Consider the following 20,265-nt stretch of genomic DNA (forward strand, 5'->3'; position numbering starts at 1 on the left):
GCATACGTGGCGTAGGGTCGTTGGGAGACGGTCGGCTGGCGACACCAGGGGGAAGGCGTCGGCGACAGATGAAATGAGTTCACCGTCAGGGCATATTCGACTTGGCGACGCAACATATTGCGTAGGAACGGAACGTATTTTGACAGCGTCGGGGGACGAGATCATCCTGCGCTCTCAATCTGCTCTGGTCCTGCGATATCTTGCGTCTCGCCTGGGTGTCTTGACCTCCAGGGAAGAGCTGATTTCAGTTGTTTGGCCAGACATATCGGTCACCGATGACAGCCTGACACAATGTATCCTCGACATCCGCCGCGCCATCGAAGACCGTGAACGCACTGTGCTCAAGACGGTGCCAAAACGCGGCTTCGTGCTTTACGGCAAACCGATGGACGGCACCGCTGACAAGGCGCTTGCCACAGCTAAACCGCGTGCGCCGGAACCGGGCTGGGCTGCGCAGAGCGCACTTGAACCGCGCGTCGCACCGCAACTTGATCCTCGTGATGTACTGCCCACTCTTGCTGTGCTGCCGTTCCGTTCCCAGCCTGACAGCGGCCAGGGCGCGCTGATCAGCACATTCCTCGGCGACGAGATTGCAACGGCAATCAGCCGCTCCGAAGACATGAACGTCATTTCACGCCTTTCGACGCTCGACATGTCCCAAGAAGATACGAATGTGCAGGGCTTGGGGCGTATGCTGAATGCCGATTTCATCGTATCAGGCAGCATTTTCGAACGTGACAATACCATCCTGCTGCTGATCGAGTTCTCGGAAACCGATACACAGCTGGTGCTGTGGTCGGATCGGATCGGGCTGCCCGCACAGGGTTGGATGTATGACACCGATTGCATCGATCAGATCATCACCAACGTCCGACGCGCCATCATGGTGAACGAGGTGCGGCGCGCGCGCTCTGCATCGCTGACCGACCTCAAGCTGTTCAGCGTGTTGCACGGGGCCGTCGGGTTGATGCACCGCTTTGCGCCCAGAGACTTCAACCTCGCGCGCAACTACCTCGAATACGTCATATCGCAAGTGCCAGACCACCCGACCCCCTTGGCGTGGATGGCGCGATGGCATGTCTTGCGTACCGTGCAAGGCTGGGCAGAGGACGCACAGGTTGAGGCGCGGACCGCACTCGATTTCACCGCGCGCGCCCTCGATATCTCTCCGGACCACACCCTGGCCCTGGTGTGCGAGGGACAGGTTCTTGCACATCTTGCGCAGCGGTTGGACGATGCAGAATTGCGATATGATGCCGCCCTTTCGATAAATCCCAATGATGCGCAGGGGCGGGCTTTACGCGGGATACTCGCTTCGTTCTGCGACCGTGGTGCCCAGGGGAAGCGTGATGCGGAACGCGCCTTGCACCTGACACCGCTGGACCCGCATCGCTTCTTCTATCTGGCCCTTGCTGCAGGCGCGAACCTGTCTGCAGAAGACTATCCACGTGCTGTGACCCTCGCCAAGGAATCCGTGCGTTTGAACCGAACACATGTGTCGACACTTCGCGTCCTTGCAGCCGCCCAGCAAGGTGCCGGACAGTTTGATGACGCACGCACAACGGCATCCGAGCTGCTGCAATTGCAGCCGGATCTTCGGATCAGTTCTTGGCTTCGTACAGCCCCCAGCGCCCAGTTTCGAAATGGGCAGCGATTTGCCGAACTCCTGCGCGGAGCAGGCATTCCTCAATAACTCTGCAAGACGACATGGGAGATCAAGATGGGTATCGGTCCAGAGAGCGCATACAGCGCCTATAGTGCATACAGCGCATACAGTGCTTATAGCGCATACAGTGCCTACAGCGCGTATAGTGCATATAGCGCCTACGGTGCATCCTCCGGCACAAACCCGATGCTGACCGAAGCATTGATCACGAACCGTGACGGCATTGTCGGCACGCGCATCGACCGCATTGCCGACGTCCTCCCGGGTGTGCCGGACAGCCCGCGCAACCTGCCGCGATTGGCCCTGCCAGTACGTGCCGCGATCTTTCAGGCCGAGCTTGGCCCCAGTGTGGACCTCACGGTCGACACGCACGACAATCTGCCCGTAGCCACCCTGTGGCGCAGGACCTCCGAACGGGAAGGACGCAAGCGCAAGGTAACCTTTCACGAAATGGTCGAGATGACGGGCCCGACGACCGAGCAGCTCACCACGCAACTCAAGCATGTCGCAGGTTATGCCCGCATCCGCCCCGATCGCGCGGCCGAGATCACAACACAGGTCGGCGTGCCAACAGCTTTCTTTGCGTCCATCGGCTTCATGGATCCGGCGCGCACTCCCCACACGCTTGAGCTGCTCTATACCGCACTCAACTTCTCATCGCTTTTGATCCAACGCACGAAATACGCACTGGCCGTCAAACGGCCGATCGAATTCTCCCCCCAGGTACAGCCGATGATAGAGACGCCAACCCACGGCTCCCTGCCAAGCGGCCACGCAACCGAGGCGTTTCTGATCGCCCGTCTGCTTTGGAAACTGCTGATTGAAAGCGAGGCGCCACAATATGGCGACCGTGCCTATTGGGGCTCAATGCTGATGCGACAGGCTGCGAGGGTTGCAACCAACCGGACAGTGGCGGGCGTGCACTTCCCCATCGACAGTGTGGCGGGCGCGATGCTAGGTCTGACGCTCGCGGATCACATGCACGCCATGTGCAACGGCGGGGCCTGGACCTCCGCCATCTTCGACGCCCCCAAATTCGATCCGGATCACGACTTTGACTGGCATCAATTGTACACCCCCGAAGGAGACGAGATGAAGCCCAAGGCGTCATCCGACCGCGGTGCCTGGGCCATCACGAAACGCCATGACCGGCACGACACAGATGAAACTGCCCCGGCGCTTTCGTGGTTGTGGACCAAGGCACTCGGCGAATGGCGCGACCTGCAAGAGTGTGACGGCTGAGGGGGCGATACCATGGCCGTTTGGCTTCCGAACCCCGACCCCGATGCTGTGAACATCATTGATCACGTGACCTATTTCCGCCTGTCGCGGGCGGCGCATCACTACGGGGCGGACCCCGACACCATTTGGTGGTCTGTGCTGGTCGAGCTTGAGGGCATCAGCATCGACCAGTTCCAGACGAGCGTAACCGCCTTTGCCGATGACCTGCTCATCCCGGCGGCATATGACGCCGTAGACCGGAGCGCCGTTCGCCCGGCACAACCGGTCGCGATCTATGCGCGCGCGCCACTGGTCCGACACATCAACGACAGCCGCAATGCACTACGTGTGACGTCCGTTCTGTTGGGTGCGTCAGCCCCTGAAAGGTTCCTCGATCGCGCGGCGCAGTCGCGTGACTTGCCGGACGTCATCGTGAACGACGACGCCGTGGTGCAAGCCGTGATCGACGACGGGATCGGCATCGCGCACGAACTGTTCCGCAGCAGCGCAACCACGACCCGCATCCACCATGCCCGCATCTTCGAAGCCGAGCCTTTGCCCGGCAACCTGACAAGTGTTGGCCGGGGCCTCGACCGCGCAGACATCGATGCGTTTTTGCAGGACTGCACATTCGGCGACATGCTGGACGAAGACCTGTTCTATGCCCTGTCCGGGCAGGTGGACTACGGGCAGGGCGTATTTTCAACCGTGGCGATGCGCCGGTCTCATGGCACCCATGTCATGGCGCTAGCCGCCGGTCGGTCCATGGATGAACAGGCGGACACACATCCCATCATCTGCGCTGCCCTGCCCTCGCGTATTGTAAATGACACAACCGGCCTCGAAATGGTGCCGGTCCTGTATCTCGCGTTTCACATCCTGGTCAAACAGGCCCGCAGGTTCCGCACGCAAAGCGGTGCACCGGTGCCGGTGGTGTTCAACTTTTCCTACGGCAACACAGGCGGTCCACATGACGGCACCGGCATTTTCGCGAGACTGTTCGACCACTACTTCGGCGAAAGCGCGGACACACGCCAGAAGGCCTGGCTGACGCTGCCAGCGGGCAACGCCAACCTCGAACGGCTGCATGCCGTTGCGGAACCCCGAACCGAGGTGGATCACACCGCCACGCTTGACCTGACCGTGCTGCCTGACGATCGCACACCAACCCATGTGCAGATCTGGCTGCCAAACAGTCCGGAAAACGCCCAGCCGAACTTCGCCACCATTTCGGTCCGGACACCGTTTGGAATGGATGAGGGCATCATTGTCACGCAACCGGGCCAGCATGCCGCGCTGGTCAACAAGGCCGGAGAGCAGATCGCCTGGCTTGCCTATCAATATGTGGGCGGTCAAACACAGCGCGGCCTTGTGACACTGTCCACGAACCCCACAGCGAACCTGCGCGAGACCTCCGACCTTGGGCCCGCAGGCCGTTGGATGATCAAGCTCACTCGGGACCCGAATGTATCCACCGACCCGATCCATATCTGGGTGCGCAGGGACGAAACGTTGCCGGGACAGACATCTGGCGGGCGGCAGGCTTTCTTCGACAACGCGGACTACCATCGGTTCGACCGCTATGGCGCGCCACTGCCCATTGATCCACCCGACACGACCTCCCCGGTTCGGCGGTCGGGGACGCTCAGCGGCTTTGCCTGCGGTCCCGCACCCATCGTCGTCGCGGCTTACACCGAGCAGGAAGCGGAAATGTCCGTCTACTCCGCCGCTGGCCCGCTCGTGCCTTCCCCCCACAGTCCCCAACCCGCACGCGAGGGTCCGGATATCGCGGCCAAGGGCGACGACAGCTTTGTGCTGCGGGGCGTCATTTCAGCCGGGTCACGCAGCGGGTCCTGGGTCCGATTGGCTGGGACAAGCGTGGCCAGCCCACAGGTGGCGCGGCTGGCTGGCAACGCGATTCATGGCAAGGATGACAATGCGCGTGCATGGAGCCGGGAAGCTGCCAAGCGTCACCGCTTTGATCTGAGAGATGATCCATCGCCAAACCGCGTCGGTGCAGGCGCAATTCGTTTGCCAGGCGACGTAGCCCGGGATTGACAGCGCGCGCTGCGTCAAGCGATCGCCTGTTGCTGCGCGACGCGCGTTGCGTATCCTGAGGGCATGGATCAGACCATTGAACACGGGCTGGATACGCTGATCGCATGCCCAAAATGCGACGCACTGTACCGTGTGGGTACGGTTAACAAAGGCGACTGGGGCAGATGCGAAAGGTGTCACACTCGCCTGTTCACCCGGCGTCGGGATGCAGGGCTGGTCATCATCTCGACGGCCTTCGCATCAACTGTTCTGGTGATCGCGGCGCTGTTCCTGCCATTCATCGAAATCAAGCGACTGGGTTTCAGCAATGCGGCGACCATCGTTGATGCAGCCCTGGCCTTTTACGGCGGACCGCTCTTTGGTTTGTCCCTTGCCGTGGTCGCACTGATCATCGCGCTGCCCTTGACCCGTTTGGTGCTCACGCTCTACACCCTGACACCGCTGGTGCTTGATCGCAGACCCTGGCCCGGAGCCAAGCGCGCTTTCCGTTTCAGCGAAGCGATGCGCCCCTGGTCAATGGCCGAAATCTTCGTTGTGGGCTGCGCTGTCTCCCTGATCAAACTGACGGATCTTGCACGGGTCGAGATCGGGCCTGCGTTCTGGATGTTCGTCTCCGTCGTTGTTCTGATGGCCGTTCAGAACATGGTGATGTGCCGGTGGTCCGTGTGGAAGGCGCTGGACCGGTGACGGTGACCGCGCGTGAAAAGGGATTGATCGCATGCCGCGAATGCGCACGGGTGTGGCCGGTCGGTCATACGCGGTGCGAGGTCTGTGGTAACGCGATCCGGTCACGCGATACGCAATGCCTGCAGAAGGTCTGGGCCTGGTGGATCGCAGGTATCATCGCGTACATCCCGGCCAATCTTTACCCCATGCTGAAGACCCGAACACTGTTTCACACGTCCGAGGATACGATCATCGCGGGTGCGCTCGATCTTGCCACACATGGCGCCTTCGGCATTGCAGCCATCATCCTGATCGCGTCCGTGGCCATCCCCTTGGGCAAATTCTTTGCCATCGCCTATCTCGCGCTTGCAGTCCGGCGGGGCGCGACGTGGCCACCTGGGCGGCAATACATTCTCTATGAAGTTGTCGAATATATCGGGCGCTGGTCGATGATCGATGTGTTCGTGGTCGCCATCCTTTGCTCTTTGGTGCAATTGAACGTGGCCGCGTCGATCACCCCCGGCATTGCGGCACTGACATTTGCACTTTCCGTGATTTTCACCATGCTGTCTGCACAAAGCCTGGACCCACGCCTGATTTGGGACCGGATCGAGGCGCAAGAAACGAAAGACACCGCGTGAGTTCCGACATCCCTGACATTCCCCAAAACGGGAACGACCGACGCGGTATCTTTGCCGGAGCTCACTGGGTCTGGCTGGTCCCGGTCGCCGCTGTACTGACTGCGGTTTGGGTGGCGCTGCAAACCTACAATGATCAAGGGCCCCTGGTGCAGATCACCTTTGACGATGCCGCAGGCATTCTACCCGGTGAGACCGAACTGCGCTTCCGCAACGTATCCGTGGGTATCGTCGAGGACGTGCAGTTCAACGATGATCTGTCGCGCGTGCTGGTTGACGTGCGCCTCGACAAAACCGTGGCACCCTTCGTCGATGGAGAGGCCGCGTTCTGGATCGTCCGCCCCCAGGTCACCACCAGCGGTGTCACCGGGCTCGAAACCGTGTTGTCCGGCGTCTATATCGAGGGGACGTGGGACAGTGTCCCGGGCGGGTTGGTCAGCGAACACCAGGCAAATGAACGCGCGCCGCTGATCACCACCTTTCAACAGGGAACAGTCATCGAGCTGCGGTCGACACGCGCCGCGGGACTGTCTGAAAACACGCCGATCCTGTTCAAGGGGATCGAAGTCGGTCGCCTGGGCAAACCCGCGATTTCGGTGAATGGGCAATGGGTATCGGCCCCTGCCATCATCTATGATCCGCACGACCAGTTGGTCACCACAGCCACACGGTTCTGGGACACGTCCGGATTCAGCCTGTCAGTCGGCGCATCCGGCGCCTCCCTCGATTTTTCATCGCTGGCCTCACTCATCTCCGGCGGCATTACCTTCGGCACACTCGTGTCGGGGGGTGAGCCGTTGCGCGCCGGCCTCGTCTACGAGGTCCATCCTGACGAGGCTGCCGCTCGCAATTCAGTGTTCGAGGGCAGCAGCGGTGCGTTGGTTCGCCTGACCATGATCTTTGATGACAATGTAAGCGGTCTGACAGCTGATGCCGCCGTCGAATGGCGCGGCCTGCGTATCGGGCGGGTGGCCAATGTGTCCGGCATCGTCGCCCCCGAAACCTTTGGCGATTCCCGCGTGCGCCTTCTGTCCACGGTCGAAATCAACACATCAAGGTTCGGCGTCGATGCAAACCTCAGCCGGACCGAAGCGCTCGAGTTTCTGGAAGAGCGCGTGGCCGAAGGTCTGCGAGCCCGGCTTGTGACCGCGTCCCTCCTCGCCGGGGGGCTGAAGGTCGAGTTGATCACGGACCCGGATGCGCCACCCGCCGACATCAACCGGGACGGCGATCCCTTTCCCGTTTTCCCCGTCACCGAAAGTGAAGTGTCCGACGTTGCATTGTCAGCCGAAGGAGTGCTTGAACGTGTGAATGCACTGCCTGTCGAGGAGTTGCTGGACAGTGCGATCCGATTTCTCAACAACGCATCGGCCCTTGTGGCCAGCGAAGAGATACGAGAAACGCCCACGGAAATCCTGGGGCTTCTGTCGGACGCTCGCGGTGTGATTGGTTCGGACGAAGTGCAAGCGCTGCCCGAAGATCTGCGCCTGCTGATGGCAGACCTGCAAGCCGCCAGCGGAGATCTTCGCGGCCTGCTTGCAGATGTCCGGGACGCGCAGGCCGTGGACCGTTTGCTGGCGGCCGTGGATCAGGTTGGCCTCGCTGCAGCACGCGCCGACACAGCCTTGGCCGAGGTGCCTGAACTAACGGACCGCATCGCCGCCTTTGTTGACGGCGCCAACGCCCTGCCACTGGAGGATCTGGTAACGCAAGCGACAGGTTTCGCGCGTGAAGCACAGAGCCTGCTCAGCTCTGACGACATCCGCGCCGCACCCGGCGCGGTCACGCAGGCTTTTGCCGAACTGTCGGCCGTTCTGAATGACCTAACCGAAGCAGATACCGCCGAGCAACTCAGCGCGGCACTCACCGATGCCAGTGCCGCCGCAACGGCTGTCGAAAATGCGGTTGCGGGGCTGCCATCAGTGGTCGAACGGCTGGACCGGATCGCCGCCGGTGCGGAAGAAGTCGAACTGGACACCTTGGCAGCCGAGCTTGAAGGCGTATTGGCAACCGCCCGACGCCTGTTCGGTGACGCAAGTGATGCCGACCTGCCGGACGCGCTCGCCGGTGCGCTGACTGAAGCCGAGGCTGCATTGGCGGCCCTGCGCAACGGTGGACTGATCGACAGCGCGAACGCCACCATGTCTTCTGCCCGCGAGGCTGCGGCAGCCGTTGAAAGTGCTGCCGACGAGTTGCCCGCGCTCGCCAATCGCTTGAACAGCACCCTGACGCAGGCGCAAAGCACCCTGCGCGGCTACGAGGAAGGCTCCGCTTTCTCACGCGAGACATTGCGGGCGCTGAACGAGATCGAGCGCGCGGCCAAGGCGCTGAGCGATCTGGCCCGCACCATTCAACGCAATCCCAACTCACTGATCCTTGGACGATAACTCATGCGACATGCCCTCGGTTTAATTGCGCTCTCCCTTGTCATGGCCTGCGGCAGCCCGGATCAGTTCGTGGCCTCGCCCAAGCTGGTCGCGCAAGAACGTATCCCGTCGCGCTTTGCCAGTATCGAAGTCGCCGACATCTCGCTGCCCGCCTATGCAGCGCGTGATGAGATCACCGCGAATGACGGCGACCTTCTGGTGCTGTCAGACACGTTGTGGGCGGACCAACCAACGCGGGCCATGACCCTTGCACTCACCCGGCACTTGGCCGAGATCACGGGCAGGCGCGTGGCATCCGAACCCTGGCCCTTTGACGGTTTTGCATCAGGACGGGTCGAGGTGCGGGTCGAAGATCTGAGCGTCGTGGCAGATCAGTTGCGCATGTCCGGTCAGTACTATGTCGTCGATCTCGATGGGCGGGGCCGCGATCACGCGCATCTGTTCGAGTTGTCGACGCCCGTTGCCGATGGCGCACCAGCCTCTGTCGCGCAAGCCCGCGCGCGGCTGCTCGTGGACCTTGCAACACGCATCGCACGGGACGGTCTCTGACGCCCCGGTATTTTCCGCTTGGACTGCGCGCGCAATCTCCGTATTTCTTGGCCGAAGCCAGGGGCGCCGCAAGGCTGAGACGCACCCTTCGAACCTGAACCAGATAATGCTGGCGGAGGGAGGTTGGACCAAAGCAAGACACTTTGGTGCGTCCCGTCCGCCCCTTGAAGTGGACTGACAATTCAGAATGACCGCAATTTGGCATAGATACGCGCTGTCGATTCATATGGATCAAGCGCAGGGCGCTCTTCAGCATCTGGTACTCGCGGTGACCAAGACACACGCGCACGATACAGAATTGGAGGCAAAACCATGATACCCAATGTCCTTTCCATCGCTGGGTCCGACCCGTCGGGTGGTGCCGGAATCCAGGCTGACCTGAAAGCGATAGCGGCGAATGGCGCCTATGGGATGGCCGCCCTGACCGCGCTGACCGCACAGAACACCCAAGGTGTCACAGAGGTGGAGTTGGTGTCACCCGACTTCGTTAAGGCACAGATCACGGCCGTTTTCGACGATGTGCGTGTCGATGCGGTGAAGATCGGAATGATCGCGACTGCCGAAATTGCAAACGCCATTGCCGAGGTGCTGGAAGCGCGGGGCGACGTGCCGGTGGTGCTGGACCCGGTGATGATCGCCAAGGGCGGCGCGCCACTCTTGCAACCTGACGCAATGGACACCTTGCGCCGCAGGCTCGTGCCGCGCGCCACAATCATCACACCCAACCTGCCCGAAGCGGCGCATCTTCTGGACGAGACCGCCGCCGCCACACGTGAGGAAATGGCCGCACAGGCCCATGCGCTGACCGCACTTGGACCCCAAGCCGCGCTTGTCAAAGGCGGGCACCTGGACAGCGTGGACAGCCCGGATGCGCTATGTGTTGCCGGAGATGTCCACTGGTTCGACGCCCCTCGAACGCCTGGCAAGAACACCCATGGAACGGGGTGCACCCTGTCTTCCGCCTTGGCCGCGCAGCTGGCTCATGGGCTTGCCCTGCCGGATGCCGTCGATGCAGCAAAATCCTATGTCGCCGGAGCCATCGCGGCAGCCGAAGCGCTTTCTGTCGGACATGGCCATGGGCCGGTGCACCACTATTTCGATCTCTGGAAAGACCGGAAGTGATCTCAGGGGCGCCGAAGCGCAAGCTGAGCCATGTCCGAAGTCACACATGTCAGGCGCAGCAAAGGCGGATGACCTGCAGCCTGACCAATGCTCATGACGCGGCCTGAAGCGTCGAATTGGCCGTAAGCTGGATGTGATCCGCCAGATGGCGCGCGTCTTCGTCAATGCCCAGAAAACGCCCCGATCCCCACGTGTTCAGCCATCCCAGACCGATGAAATAGAACCCGTCTTCCCGACACACACCACGGTCATAGACAGGACGACCACGGTCATCAAAAACATCGACATCAATCCAGTGATAATCCGGTCGGAACCCGATGGCCCAAAGGACAGAGGTGATGCCTGCGCGCGCGCAATCGATCTCGGTGATCTCCTCCGCCGGGCGCCACAGCTTTTCAAAAGCCGGTTCAACCGGCGCATCAATGTCGTTCTTGGCAATATAGGCATCGATCGCAGTGCGGATGCCCACATAGCTGTCATCGGCATCGTCCAGATTGGCCTCAAGGTCCGGCAGGAACTGGATCCTTGTGCCGTCCATGCCGCTGACCGATCCGTAAAGCGAAACACCCTCAAGCGCGAATTTGCGCAAGTCAATTTCGTGCCCGCCATCACGGCCGGTCATGTAGTGGTTCGTCTTGGATATGGCATGTTCGGGGTTGGGATGTTCTGCGATGGTCATGTGATAATGGCCCATCTCGTAGAGCCAGTCGACGGCGTCCCGGCCGCGATACTTGCGCGGGGAGCGCGGCGCTGGCCCCACAGCAAGATGCACTTGGCGCCCCTCAAGATGCATGTCTTCCATCAACTGGACACCGGACTGCCCGGTGCCGACAATCAGGGTGCCGCCGTCAGGCAATTGCACGGGCCGACGATAATCGACCGAATGCATCTGCCGGATCGCGGGATCAAGGTTCTGCGCATAGGGTGGCACAATCGGGTTGTCGTACCCGCCGGTCGCAATCACCACCTGATCTGCCGAGAAGTTCCCCTGGGTGCTGTCCACCAGATACCCGCCGCTAGGACGTTTGGTGATGCGGGTCACGTCGCAGTTTTCGACCAGGGGCGGATCAAATGTCTCGGCAAACGCATCCAGGTAGTCGGTGATTTCGTCCTTCACCATGAACCCGTGCGGATCGTTCCCCTTGTAGGCAAAATCGGGTAAGCGGCATTGCCAGTTCGGCGTGACCAGACAGAAACTGTCCCACCGGTTGTTGCGCCATGAGTGAAACTTCTGGTGCCGTTCGAGAATGACGTGGTCGAGGCCCTTTCGACACAGGTAGTAGCTGACGGACAGACCGGCCTGACCGCCGCCGACAATCACAACCGACTTATGTTCGCGATGGGTCATGCTGCCCTCCTCAGGCAATCGAAAGGCAGGTCACACCTGCCGATGTGGAAAAGGTACTGGCCTTGCTCTCGATCTCGGCAAGCTGGGCTTCGGCACTGGTGCAGCGATAACCGAATTTGGCCTCGACCCGCGCGCTGGCCTGCTCCAGGGCCTGACGGCACCGGATCACGAAATCTGCCATCGGATAGGTCGTGTCGGCCGCCAGAAAGTTCAGCACGACAGTGGAAGGGGAATAGCACTTGTCCACCTGGCCATCCGGCCAACGTATGGTGAAGCGGGTCTCAGGCATGGGTGACCTCTTTTGCTGAAAGGTTCAGATAAGGCGTGCGCGCGTGGTCCCAGAACAGCGCCGTGCCTTCGCGGGCAGTCAGTTGGACGGCGCTGCCGTCGCGTACATCCCCACAAACGGTGGCAGAGATGCCAGACGCCGCGAAGGCCGCGCACACTGCCGACGCATGTTCGGGCCGGGCAGACAGCAGGAAGCCAAAGCTGGGAAAGCTGCGCAGCCAACGTGTCATGTCCACCCCGGCTGGACGCGGCAACGCCTCAAGCTGGATATCGACGGACACACCAGAGGTCTCGGCCAGCATCAACGCCGTGCCGACAATGCCGCCCTGACTGATATCCTTGCCCGCGGTGACCAACCCGTCCTCCGCAAGACAGGGCAGGATCTCAGTCGCGTCGCGCAGCTTGTCGGGGGGCGTGGTCAGCGCGGCGTTCCAGTTATCAAATGGCTCGCGATAGCTGCCGCGCAGATCGACGGCACAGATCAACACATCCCCCGGGCGGGCGTCAAAGCTTGAAATCAGTGCCCGGGCATGGCCGATGATCGACACGGAAAGCTGCAACTCATCGGTGCGCAGGTTGGTGTGCCCGCCCACGACCGGAACCCGATAGGCCAGAGAGGCCGCCTTCATACCTGCGAGAACCGGTTGCGCCTGCTCGGCATTTGGCGCCCACAGGGCGTTCGTAATGGCGCGCGGACGTCCTCCCATCGACAGGATGTCCGAAATGTTCACCATCACCCCGCACCAGCCGGCAAACCACGGATCGTTTTTGACAAAGGCGTTGATGAACCCCTCGCAAGAAAACAGGTCATACCCATCCCCGGCGGGCAACACGGCGCAATCGTCCCCCGGCTGCCCGTCACTGTCCGTAGTCAACCCCAAGGTCCGGGTGCTGTGCGCAATGTCCAGCTTGCCGCGAATGGACGGATGCTCACGCAACTCCTGCACCAGCTTGCGCAGCGGAAGATGCGGTTTCATCACGCCGCCCTCTGTTTGGAAGACAGCGCCTTCCATCCCGCAAACGGGTCCAGAATGGGCGGGTAGAATGCCAGATCGGCCTGCATTTCCATATGCGGCACGCCGTGCACTTCGATCTCGCGCAGCGAGGCCCAGTACAAACGCTCGAACAGCGGCACATTCTGCATCTGCACCTGCGCCAGAAACAGGTCGCACCCGCGCCCATGGGCCGTGCAAACAGCAAGACGGATCAACTCTGCCCCCAAGCGGCCCATGCGTCGATGACTTTGCGCAACGGCAAGGCGCGACCCGCGCCAGACGCGCGGATGTGCTTCATGGATGCGGACGGTTCCAACCACCTGATCGGCTTCCGAGGCAAACGTGCTGAGCGCGACAAGGGGCAAGGCAACATCGTCAATCGCATCCCGGTCGTCCCGGTCGAAAATACCCTGTTCGCGGACAAACACCTGATGCCGCAACTGCCGCACGCCCTCCAACTCCCATTGCTGGGCCGCGGCACGAATGATGAAATCCGGGGACAGAAAGCGGCTTGCGCGTTGAAAACTCATGCCACCCTCAACTTTTCGTAGACGGACAGGGCAGAGCATGCGCCACATTTCGCGCAGCCCGCTTTCGAGCTTTCGGCACTCATACCGGCGCGCAAGATCATGCCCGATAGCGGCTTCAGGATGCTGGCCATGAAATCCGCGTTCGGGGTGGGATGGCTTTCCATTGGCGTGCCGGAGATGGGCACAAAGGGGACGACAAAAGGATAGACCCCGATCTTGCAAAGCTCTTGCGAGGTCTCAAGGATGGCCTCCGGCGTGTCACCGAGCCCGGCAATGATGTAGGTCGACACCTGACCGCGCCCAAAGACCTTGACCGCCGCCTTGAAGCTGTCGAAGTACTTATCGAGGCTCACCTGCGCCTTGCCCGGCATGACGCGCGCGCGCACGTCAGGGGTCACCGCTTCCAGATGCATACCAAGGTTTTCGATCCCGGCTGCAAACATGCGTTCGTGCCAGATGTCATCCGCCGGCGGTTCGCACTGTCCCTGAATGGGCAGGTCCACGACCGCCTTGATGACAGCGGCGCTGTCGACCATGACCTGCGCGCCGCGATCCTTGCCAGCCGGTGTGCCGGTGGTCATCACCATGTGCTTCACGCCGTCCAGCTCGACGGCGGCCTTGGCCACCTCGGCCAGTTGGGCCGGGGTCTTGTGTGCGATGGTGCGGCCCGCCGCCAGCGATTGACCGATCGAGCAGAACTGGCAGGTCTTCTTGCGGCTTGCGTAGCGTATGCACTCCTGCAGCACGGTTGTCGCCAGAACGTCCCTGGAATGCAGGGTCGCGATCTTATGGTATTCGATGCCGTCCGCAGTTTTCAGATCATAAAATCTGGGACGCCCGGGAAACTTCAGCCGCCCCAGCGAAACGCCTGCCTTCGTCACCTCCGCCATGCCATTGGCATCCGGGGCCTGCACGACATAGGGGCTGTCAAAGGCCGGGGCCGTGTGGACCGGCACCATGACGGTCGATCCGCCAATGGTGACAGCCTTGTGATCCGTGGGACCCGCGCCACCCCGGCGGCTTTCCATGCCGACGGTCGGATCGACCATCCGCATCCCATGCGTCTGCAATTCGTTGATAAGCTCGGCTTCAGACATCTTCGGCCTCCGTCTCTGTGATTGCGATCGGGTCTTGGGGGTCTTCAATGCGGTGCACCGGCTGCGCTGCGCGCGCGTTATGCACCAGATGCAGCAGTTCGGGCCGTGCATAGTGGCCGACGCTGTCCATCATCCGCTTGCGCTTGGTGACCAGTTTCATATCCAGATCAGCGATCAAGATACCCTCGCCCTCGGTCAAGGGCGGCACCACATGGCGGCCTTCGGGCGAGATGATGCAGGTCATGCAGCCATCGCGCAGACCCTTTTGCAGCTTCGGGTCCTCGGTGATGGCGTTGACCTGCGCCTCGGTCAGCCAGCCCGTGGAATTGACCACAAAGGCACCGGCTTCCAGCGCGTGATGGCGCATGGTGACCTCGATCTGCTCCCCGAAAATGGGCCCGACAAGGCTGCCCGGGAAATGCCCGACATGGATCTCTTCATGCTGCGCCATCAGCGCATAGCGGGCCAGAGGGTTGTAGTGCTCCCAACAGGCCAAGGCGCCGACGCGCCCGACCTTGGTTTCGACAACTTTCAGACCCGCACCATCACCCTGACCCCAGATCATGCGCTCATGATAGGTCGGAGTGATTTTCCGCCGCTTCAGCGCAAGCGTGCCATCCGCGTCAAAGATCAGCTGCGTGTTGAACAGCGAACCATTGTCGCGCTCGTTCACGCCAAGCACCACGACCACGCCCCGTTTTTGCGCCGCATCTGCGACAGCCTGTGTCTCGGACGAGGGAACAACCACGGCTTCGTGGTAAAGACGCAGATGTTCGGGGCCCTGCTGGATCGGCGGCAATACGAAGGAAAAATAGGGATAGTAAGGAACAAATGTCTCGGGAAAGACGATCAGCTCCGCCCCTTTCTCGGCCGCTTCGGCAATCGCATTCAAAACGCGCTCAATGGTGCCTGCGCGGCCTGTCAGATCTGGGGCGATCTGCACAGCGGCGGCACGGACAATACGGTCTGACATGTGGCCTCCTGAGAACATCGGATAAGAAGGGGGAAGTGAGGGGCGGCGCGGATCTCACCGCCCCGGTGCAGGCGCGCTTACAGCGTCCAGGTGTCAACGATCACTGCATCGTCGCGGATGTGCAGCAGCTTCAGGTCCAGAACATCCTGCGGCGCAATGGGCGTGATGCCGGGCAGCAAGGACGGCTCGCCATGTCCCATCAACATCTGCAAGGCAAAGCGACAGGCATAGACCTTGCCGCCTTCATTCATGAACTTGGTCAAGTTGGCGGCATAGTTCTGCGCACCGGGGAACGCCTCGTCGCCCAAGGTGGGAAAGCCGCGCTGCACGCCGAGGGAAACACCGGGTCCGTACAGCAGAACCGACGTCTCGAACCCCTTGCGCTGAAGCCGGATGGCCTGAAGGATGTTCACGAGGCCAATGGAACCTTCGAAGGCGACGGAGTGAAAGGTGACAAGGGCCTTCTGCCCCTCTTCGGCCTGCACATCTTCAAACACTTTTTCTTCGTAGTTTACGAAGAAGTCACCGTCCTTATGGGCTGGGGTTGTGACTTCGGGCATTGCGATCTCCTGTCATTCGCTTGGGTGTTGGCCCTTGCTAGACGCGGCGGAGAGCGGATCACTATCGATCCATACAATTATGCAATCAATGTAATTGTATTGATTGTATGGTCTTGCCCAATGCATGAGCATTCCGGGTGACCTTAGGGCTCAAACTAAGCGATTTATGCCTGAAATAAGCAAATTTCACGAACAGAGGCGTATTCTCATTGTACGGAAAATATCCATACAATATCCATCAATCTCGCAAACAAGTCGGAAACAGCATGGACAACTGGGCACACCGAATCGAACACGCCGGCAAACCTCGCTATCTCGCGATTGCGGATTGCATCGCGCAAGACATGAAGGATCGGGTGCTCTTGCCCGGCGACAGGCTTCCGGCACAACGCAAGCTCGCGGACATGATCGGGGTGGATTTCACAACCGTTTCGCGCGGCTATACCGAAGCGCTCAGCCGCGGGTTGATCGAAACACATGTCGGGCGGGGTACCTTCGTTCTGCCGCAACACAACTTCAGCGACACCAGCGACGAACGCCGGGCGCTGGCCCACGATCTGACCATGAATGCGCCGCCAGAACCAACGGACCCCGAACTGCTAGAACGTATGCGGGGCGGTCTGTCCGCCGTATCGAACGATCTTGTTCACCTGCTGCGCTACCAGAACCCCATCGGCGGAGACATCGACAAGGAGGCCGCCTCCATATGGCTCTCCATGCGCGGGCTTGTGCCGAACCTGGAACGCATCGCGGTCACGCCCGGCGCACATGCGACGATGCTGACGATTTTGACCATCCTGGCACAACCGGGTGACTGCATTCTGTGCGAAGATGTCACTTATGCAGGTTTCAAGAAGATCGCCGCACAGCTTGGGCTGCGGTTGATCGGGCTGCCCATGGACGCCGATGGCATCTTGCCCGACGCACTTGAGGCTGCGATCAAACAGCATCGCCCAAAAGCGCTCTATCTGAACCCGACACTCCACAACCCGACCACCATGATCGTGCCGCAGGATCGCCGGCTGGACATCACCGACGTGATGAAGCGCAACGACCTGCCGCTGATCGAGGATGACGCCTATGGCTTTGTCCTGCCCGACGCCCCGCCACCAATGGCCGCAAGCGCGCCCGACCTGACCTGGTACATTGGCGGGCTCGCCAAATGCATCGGCGCCGGTCTGCGCCTCGCCTACACCATCGCACCCAATGCGCGCGCCGGCTTTGCCCTGGAAAACGGGATCCGGGCCGTCTCGGTCATGGCGGCGCCGGTCTCTGCAGCACTGGCGACGCGCTGGGTGCTTGATGGGACGGCCGATCAGATCCGCCGCTTCATCCGCAAGGAAACAGCCATCCGACAGGACATCGCCGCCGAAGCGATCACAGAGGCCGAATTCGTATCAAACCCCCACGCATTCAACATATGGCTGCGCCTGCCAGACAAAGTGACCTGCGCCGTGCTGATGTCCCACATGCACAAGCACGAGATCGGCATCTCCCCAGAAAGCGCATTCAGAACGGTCGGCAGTCAGGATCGGTTCGTCCGCATATGCCTCGGGGGCAGGTTGCACCGGAGCGCGCTGCCGCAAACCCTGATGCATTTGAACAACCAAATCTGGCACCTGTCGCGAGAGTAAAAGCGGTGACGCCCACGCATCACCGCTTTCAAAACGAGTTCCAAACCAGGGTAAAGGGCGGGCCAATCAGCCCGCCTCAGACTATTCGGCGGCCATGGTGTGTGTGGTGTCGTCCGTTTCGCCATACCCTTTGGGCACCGGGAGATCGGGCAAACCTGCCGCGCGCTTTTGCAAGGCCCGCCCGATGACAACCCGGCTGATTTCCGTGGTGCCATCCACGATCCGCAACATCTGCGCAAGGCGGGACAGACGATCCAGACCGTATGGCTGCAACAGCCCCATACCGCCCAGAACCTGTGTGCAGGTGTTGGCGGCCTTCACGGCGGCATCGGGCACAAACCGTTTGGCATGGGCGGCCATCAGCGGACCGTCCGGAGTGCCAAGCGCTTCTGCCGCCTTGCGATACAGCAGCTTCGAGGCTTCAAGATCTGTTGCGACCTCGCCCAGCATCCATTGGATGCCATCCAGATCAAGGTTCTTGCCGCCGAACATCTTGCGGTTCTTGGAATAGGACAGCGCGGTGTCGAGCGCCGCCTGCATCAGACCGCAGCAGCCCGAGGCAATCGAAACACGCGCGATGTCAATCGCCATGAGCGAGCCTTGCAAGCCTTGGCCGATGGGAAGAATGATGTTGTCTTCACTGACCACAACCTCGTCGAGATACATCTCGGACATTGGCAGGAAGTTGTAGGATGGCGTGTCATACATTGGGCCAAAGCTGATCCCGGGCGCATCCGCCGGGATGGCGATCATGGCCATGTCCTTGTGGCCCGGCGCGTCGCTGGTCTTCACCACCGTGAAATAGATATCGGCCTCCCCGGCAAGACTGACCCACGCTTTCGCGCCGCTGATGGTCCACGTGCCGTCGCCATTGATGGTGGCACGGGTATACATCTTCATCGGATCGGAGCCCGATTGCGGCTCGGTCAGTGCGAAATTCGCCAGTTTTCGGCCTGACGTGAGATCGCGCGCCCACTGCGCCTTGAACGCATCGGTGCCATACCCGCAGCCCGCAAAAGTGCAGATGTTGTGCATCGACAGCGCGAAGGCATATGCGCCATCGCCCAGTCCCAATTGCTCATAGACCTGAATGCCTTCGGACAGCGGAAGGCCCTGGCCACCAAATTCCTCGGGTGCGTAAAGACCGGTCAGACCAACCGCACCAGCCTTGTCAGAGGCATCCCGGGGCCATGTCCCTGCCACGTTCCAAGCGTCGACATTGGGCGCGACAACATTGGTGGCATGTTCACGGGCCGCAGCAAGCAGAGTATCAAGTTTTTCCAACATGGAGGATGATCCTTCAGATAACGCGCAAACGTCCGATGTCGCCAATTGCGTGAGGCAAGCGGCTTGAAAAAGGCAACGACGTTTTAGCTTGGGTAGATGATTGATCCCACAATACCTGCAACCGCGGCGATTACGCCATTTCACGCAGTGACAGTTGATTGTCCAAAACTGACAAAAACATCATTTGTCTGTTTGTCGTCGCCTATACGCCCTTGGCGTCGTCCCCGTCCATCTTTGGAAAGCCTTGTGAAAGCTGGCGGCAGAGGCGAACCCAACATCCTGCGCAATGGCCTCGGTGCTGGCCTCATCCACCTGCAGACGACGGATCGCAATATCACGACGCAAGGCATCCTTGATGTCCTGAAAAGATGTGCCATCCGCTGCCAGCTTCCGGATCAGGGTGCGGGGCGTCATATGCATGGCGCGCGCTGTCCCATCGAGATTTGCCTGTTCCCAACCAGCCTCAAGCAGATAGGAACGCACGCGAAGCGCCTGCGTATGCTCATGAGACCGGGTGAAGATCCAGTCGCGCGGCGCGTTTTCCAAAAACCGGTCGAGGTCAACGGAACTGCGCACCTGCACGGGCCCAAGTACACTCCCATCGAAATGGATCGCCGTGGCAGACGCATCAAAGGAGATCGGCGCCGGGAAAATGAGCGCATAGTCCTGCTCGAATGACGGGCGCGCGAAGGCAAAATCAACCGCAGCCACCGGCACCTCCGTACGCGCCAGCCATGACAGCAGGCCATGAACCAGCTTCAGGATCAGCATATGTCCGAACGGTCGCGCCGCGGCATCCCCCTGCGGAACAAGCCGCAGCGCTGCCCCGCACTGTGTCTGCACCAGATCGAACTGGTAATCGTCAAGAAGCAGGTTCCAGAACGTCGAGAAACGATAGAGCGCGGAAGTCAGAGAAGAGGCCTCTCGCACCGAGGTCAAAAGATGCTGCAGGGCCCGTGGCCGGATTGGACGGGACCAAAGGCCCATCATTTCATCCCCGGTTTCCACGGCGGCCAACTGATATAGGCAGACAATCTGGTCCAGGGTGACACGACCCTGTGGCGCGTTGTGATCCGTCGGCAAGTCGGACCGATCCAGCAGTGAAAGGAAGTGTTCATCCGTGCACAAGGACCGCAACGCCACCAGCCAATCCACAATGAACTCACTGGAAACAGTCGAAAAAAGTGTTGCCGCATCGCGTGTCATTCTCTTCGATGTCGTAGCACCGATCCGCACAACGGAGAAG

General features: G+C 60.8%; 18 protein-coding genes and 1 riboswitch. Of the genes, 9 read left to right on the forward strand and 9 right to left on the reverse strand.

Going from position 1 to position 20,265, the window contains the following annotated elements; genetic code table 11:
• Window positions 1–73: 73 nt before the first annotated feature.
• From KUV51_RS17075 to thiD, 8 genes are all read left to right on the forward strand, one after another.
• Window positions 74–1,693 (forward strand): winged helix-turn-helix domain-containing tetratricopeptide repeat protein, encoded by a 1,620-nt coding sequence (locus KUV51_RS17075; RefSeq protein WP_261385885.1) that lies wholly within the window; start codon window positions 74–76, stop codon window positions 1,691–1,693.
• A gap of 159 nt (window positions 1,694–1,852) precedes the next feature.
• Window positions 1,853–2,908 carry a phosphatase PAP2 family protein gene (locus tag KUV51_RS17080; protein ID WP_222522652.1) on the forward strand — a complete coding sequence of 352 codons (1,056 nt, stop codon included), beginning with the start codon at window positions 1,853–1,855 and terminating at the stop codon, window positions 2,906–2,908.
• A gap of 12 nt (window positions 2,909–2,920) precedes the next feature.
• Entirely contained in the window at window positions 2,921–4,945 is a 2,025-nt protein-coding gene (locus KUV51_RS17085; RefSeq protein ID WP_222522653.1) for a S8 family serine peptidase, read from the forward strand.
• A 63-nt stretch (window positions 4,946–5,008) separates the two neighbouring features.
• Window positions 5,009–5,632 (forward strand): paraquat-inducible protein A, encoded by a 624-nt coding sequence (locus KUV51_RS17090; protein ID WP_222522654.1) that lies wholly within the window; start codon window positions 5,009–5,011, stop codon window positions 5,630–5,632.
• Window positions 5,629–6,252 (forward strand): paraquat-inducible protein A, encoded by a 624-nt coding sequence (locus KUV51_RS17095; protein WP_315898843.1) that lies wholly within the window; start codon window positions 5,629–5,631, stop codon window positions 6,250–6,252. The genes KUV51_RS17090 and KUV51_RS17095 overlap by 4 nt, the downstream gene beginning before the upstream one ends.
• A complete protein-coding gene (locus KUV51_RS17100) occupies window positions 6,249–8,636 on the forward strand; it encodes an intermembrane transport protein PqiB (protein ID WP_222522655.1) in 2,388 nt (795 codons plus the stop codon). The genes KUV51_RS17095 and KUV51_RS17100 overlap by 4 nt, the downstream gene beginning before the upstream one ends.
• Before the next feature lie 3 nt (window positions 8,637–8,639).
• On the forward strand, window positions 8,640–9,185 hold the full coding sequence (locus KUV51_RS17105; RefSeq protein WP_222522656.1) for a membrane integrity-associated transporter subunit PqiC: 546 nt from the start codon (window positions 8,640–8,642) through the stop codon (window positions 9,183–9,185).
• Window positions 9,186–9,234: 49 nt separating this feature from the next.
• Window positions 9,235–9,323, forward strand: a riboswitch (TPP riboswitch).
• A gap of 174 nt (window positions 9,324–9,497) precedes the next feature.
• Window positions 9,498–10,307 carry a bifunctional hydroxymethylpyrimidine kinase/phosphomethylpyrimidine kinase gene (gene thiD / locus KUV51_RS17110; protein WP_222522657.1) on the forward strand — a complete coding sequence of 270 codons (810 nt, stop codon included), beginning with the start codon at window positions 9,498–9,500 and terminating at the stop codon, window positions 10,305–10,307.
• 91 nt (window positions 10,308–10,398) lie between these two features.
• Here the strand turns inward: thiD and KUV51_RS17115 are convergent, their stop codons facing one another.
• The 7 genes from KUV51_RS17115 to KUV51_RS17145 all read right to left on the reverse strand — a co-directional run bounded on the left by KUV51_RS17115 (window position 10,399) and on the right by KUV51_RS17145 (window position 16,098).
• Window positions 10,399–11,655 carry an MSMEG_0569 family flavin-dependent oxidoreductase gene (locus KUV51_RS17115; RefSeq protein ID WP_222522658.1) on the reverse strand — a complete coding sequence of 419 codons (1,257 nt, stop codon included), beginning with the start codon at window positions 11,653–11,655 and terminating at the stop codon, window positions 10,399–10,401.
• A 10-nt stretch (window positions 11,656–11,665) separates the two neighbouring features.
• Window positions 11,666–11,944, reverse strand: a complete 279-nt coding sequence (locus KUV51_RS17120) for an MSMEG_0570 family nitrogen starvation response protein (protein WP_222522659.1) — start codon at window positions 11,942–11,944, stop codon at window positions 11,666–11,668.
• Complete coding sequence (locus KUV51_RS17125; RefSeq protein ID WP_261385887.1) at window positions 11,937–12,920, reverse strand: sll0787 family AIR synthase-like protein; 984 nt, start codon at window positions 12,918–12,920, stop codon at window positions 11,937–11,939. Before KUV51_RS17125 ends, KUV51_RS17120 begins: the two co-directional genes overlap by 8 nt.
• Window positions 12,920–13,468 (reverse strand): MSMEG_0567/Sll0786 family nitrogen starvation N-acetyltransferase, encoded by a 549-nt coding sequence (locus tag KUV51_RS17130; RefSeq protein ID WP_222522661.1) that lies wholly within the window; start codon window positions 13,466–13,468, stop codon window positions 12,920–12,922. Before KUV51_RS17130 ends, KUV51_RS17125 begins: the two co-directional genes overlap by 1 nt.
• Window positions 13,465–14,565, reverse strand: coding sequence for an MSMEG_0568 family radical SAM protein (locus KUV51_RS17135; protein ID WP_222522662.1), 1,101 nt, complete (start codon window positions 14,563–14,565; stop codon window positions 13,465–13,467). Before KUV51_RS17135 ends, KUV51_RS17130 begins: the two co-directional genes overlap by 4 nt.
• Complete coding sequence (locus KUV51_RS17140) at window positions 14,558–15,538, reverse strand: Nit6803 family nitrilase (protein ID WP_222522663.1); 981 nt, start codon at window positions 15,536–15,538, stop codon at window positions 14,558–14,560. Before KUV51_RS17140 ends, KUV51_RS17135 begins: the two co-directional genes overlap by 8 nt.
• A 77-nt stretch (window positions 15,539–15,615) precedes the next feature.
• Complete coding sequence (locus KUV51_RS17145) at window positions 15,616–16,098, reverse strand: MSMEG_0572/Sll0783 family nitrogen starvation response protein (protein WP_222522664.1); 483 nt, start codon at window positions 16,096–16,098, stop codon at window positions 15,616–15,618.
• Between the two features lie 266 nt (window positions 16,099–16,364).
• Here KUV51_RS17145 and KUV51_RS17150 point away from each other — a divergent pair, with 266 nt between their 5' ends.
• Window positions 16,365–17,732, forward strand: a complete 1,368-nt coding sequence (locus KUV51_RS17150; RefSeq protein ID WP_222522665.1) for a PLP-dependent aminotransferase family protein — start codon at window positions 16,365–16,367, stop codon at window positions 17,730–17,732.
• A gap of 81 nt (window positions 17,733–17,813) precedes the next feature.
• Here KUV51_RS17150 and KUV51_RS17155 read toward each other — a convergent pair whose 3' ends face one another.
• Window positions 17,814–19,019, reverse strand: coding sequence for an acyl-CoA dehydrogenase family protein (locus KUV51_RS17155; RefSeq protein WP_222522666.1), 1,206 nt, complete (start codon window positions 19,017–19,019; stop codon window positions 17,814–17,816).
• A gap of 180 nt (window positions 19,020–19,199) precedes the next feature.
• On the reverse strand, window positions 19,200–20,225 hold the full coding sequence (locus tag KUV51_RS17160) for an AraC family transcriptional regulator (RefSeq protein WP_222522667.1): 1,026 nt from the start codon (window positions 20,223–20,225) through the stop codon (window positions 19,200–19,202).
• Window positions 20,226–20,265: the final 40 nt, after the last annotated feature.

This window comes from Tateyamaria omphalii (assembly GCF_019802125.1).
Lineage (GTDB): Bacteria > Pseudomonadota > Alphaproteobacteria > Rhodobacterales > Rhodobacteraceae > Tateyamaria > Tateyamaria omphalii_B.

Bases quoted from the DNA above. Each gene is read 5' to 3' on its own strand.
- KUV51_RS17125 (WP_261385887.1), bottom strand. From the start codon at position 12,920: ATGAAACCGCATCTTCCGCTGCGCAAGCTGGTGCAGGAGTTGCGTGAG.
- KUV51_RS17150 (WP_222522665.1), top strand. From the start codon at position 16,365: ATGGACAACTGGGCACACCGAATCGAACACGCCGGCAAACCTCGCTAT.
- KUV51_RS17130 (WP_222522661.1), bottom strand. From the start codon at position 13,468: ATGAGTTTTCAACGCGCAAGCCGCTTTCTGTCCCCGGATTTCATCATT.
- KUV51_RS17105 (WP_222522656.1), top strand. From the start codon at position 8,640: ATGCGACATGCCCTCGGTTTAATTGCGCTCTCCCTTGTCATGGCCTGC.
- KUV51_RS17120 (WP_222522659.1), bottom strand. From the start codon at position 11,944: ATGCCTGAGACCCGCTTCACCATACGTTGGCCGGATGGCCAGGTGGAC.
- KUV51_RS17075 (WP_261385885.1), top strand. From the start codon at position 74: ATGAGTTCACCGTCAGGGCATATTCGACTTGGCGACGCAACATATTGC.
- KUV51_RS17135 (WP_222522662.1), bottom strand. From the start codon at position 14,565: ATGTCTGAAGCCGAGCTTATCAACGAATTGCAGACGCATGGGATGCGG.
- KUV51_RS17090 (WP_222522654.1), top strand. From the start codon at position 5,009: ATGGATCAGACCATTGAACACGGGCTGGATACGCTGATCGCATGCCCA.
- KUV51_RS17155 (WP_222522666.1), bottom strand. From the start codon at position 19,019: ATGTTGGAAAAACTTGATACTCTGCTTGCTGCGGCCCGTGAACATGCC.
- KUV51_RS17160 (WP_222522667.1), bottom strand. From the start codon at position 20,225: ATGACACGCGATGCGGCAACACTTTTTTCGACTGTTTCCAGTGAGTTC.
- thiD (WP_222522657.1), top strand. From the start codon at position 9,498: ATGATACCCAATGTCCTTTCCATCGCTGGGTCCGACCCGTCGGGTGGT.
- KUV51_RS17080 (WP_222522652.1), top strand. From the start codon at position 1,853: ATGCTGACCGAAGCATTGATCACGAACCGTGACGGCATTGTCGGCACG.
- KUV51_RS17145 (WP_222522664.1), bottom strand. From the start codon at position 16,098: ATGCCCGAAGTCACAACCCCAGCCCATAAGGACGGTGACTTCTTCGTA.
- KUV51_RS17140 (WP_222522663.1), bottom strand. From the start codon at position 15,538: ATGTCAGACCGTATTGTCCGTGCCGCCGCTGTGCAGATCGCCCCAGAT.
- KUV51_RS17085 (WP_222522653.1), top strand. From the start codon at position 2,921: ATGGCCGTTTGGCTTCCGAACCCCGACCCCGATGCTGTGAACATCATT.
- KUV51_RS17115 (WP_222522658.1), bottom strand. From the start codon at position 11,655: ATGACCCATCGCGAACATAAGTCGGTTGTGATTGTCGGCGGCGGTCAG.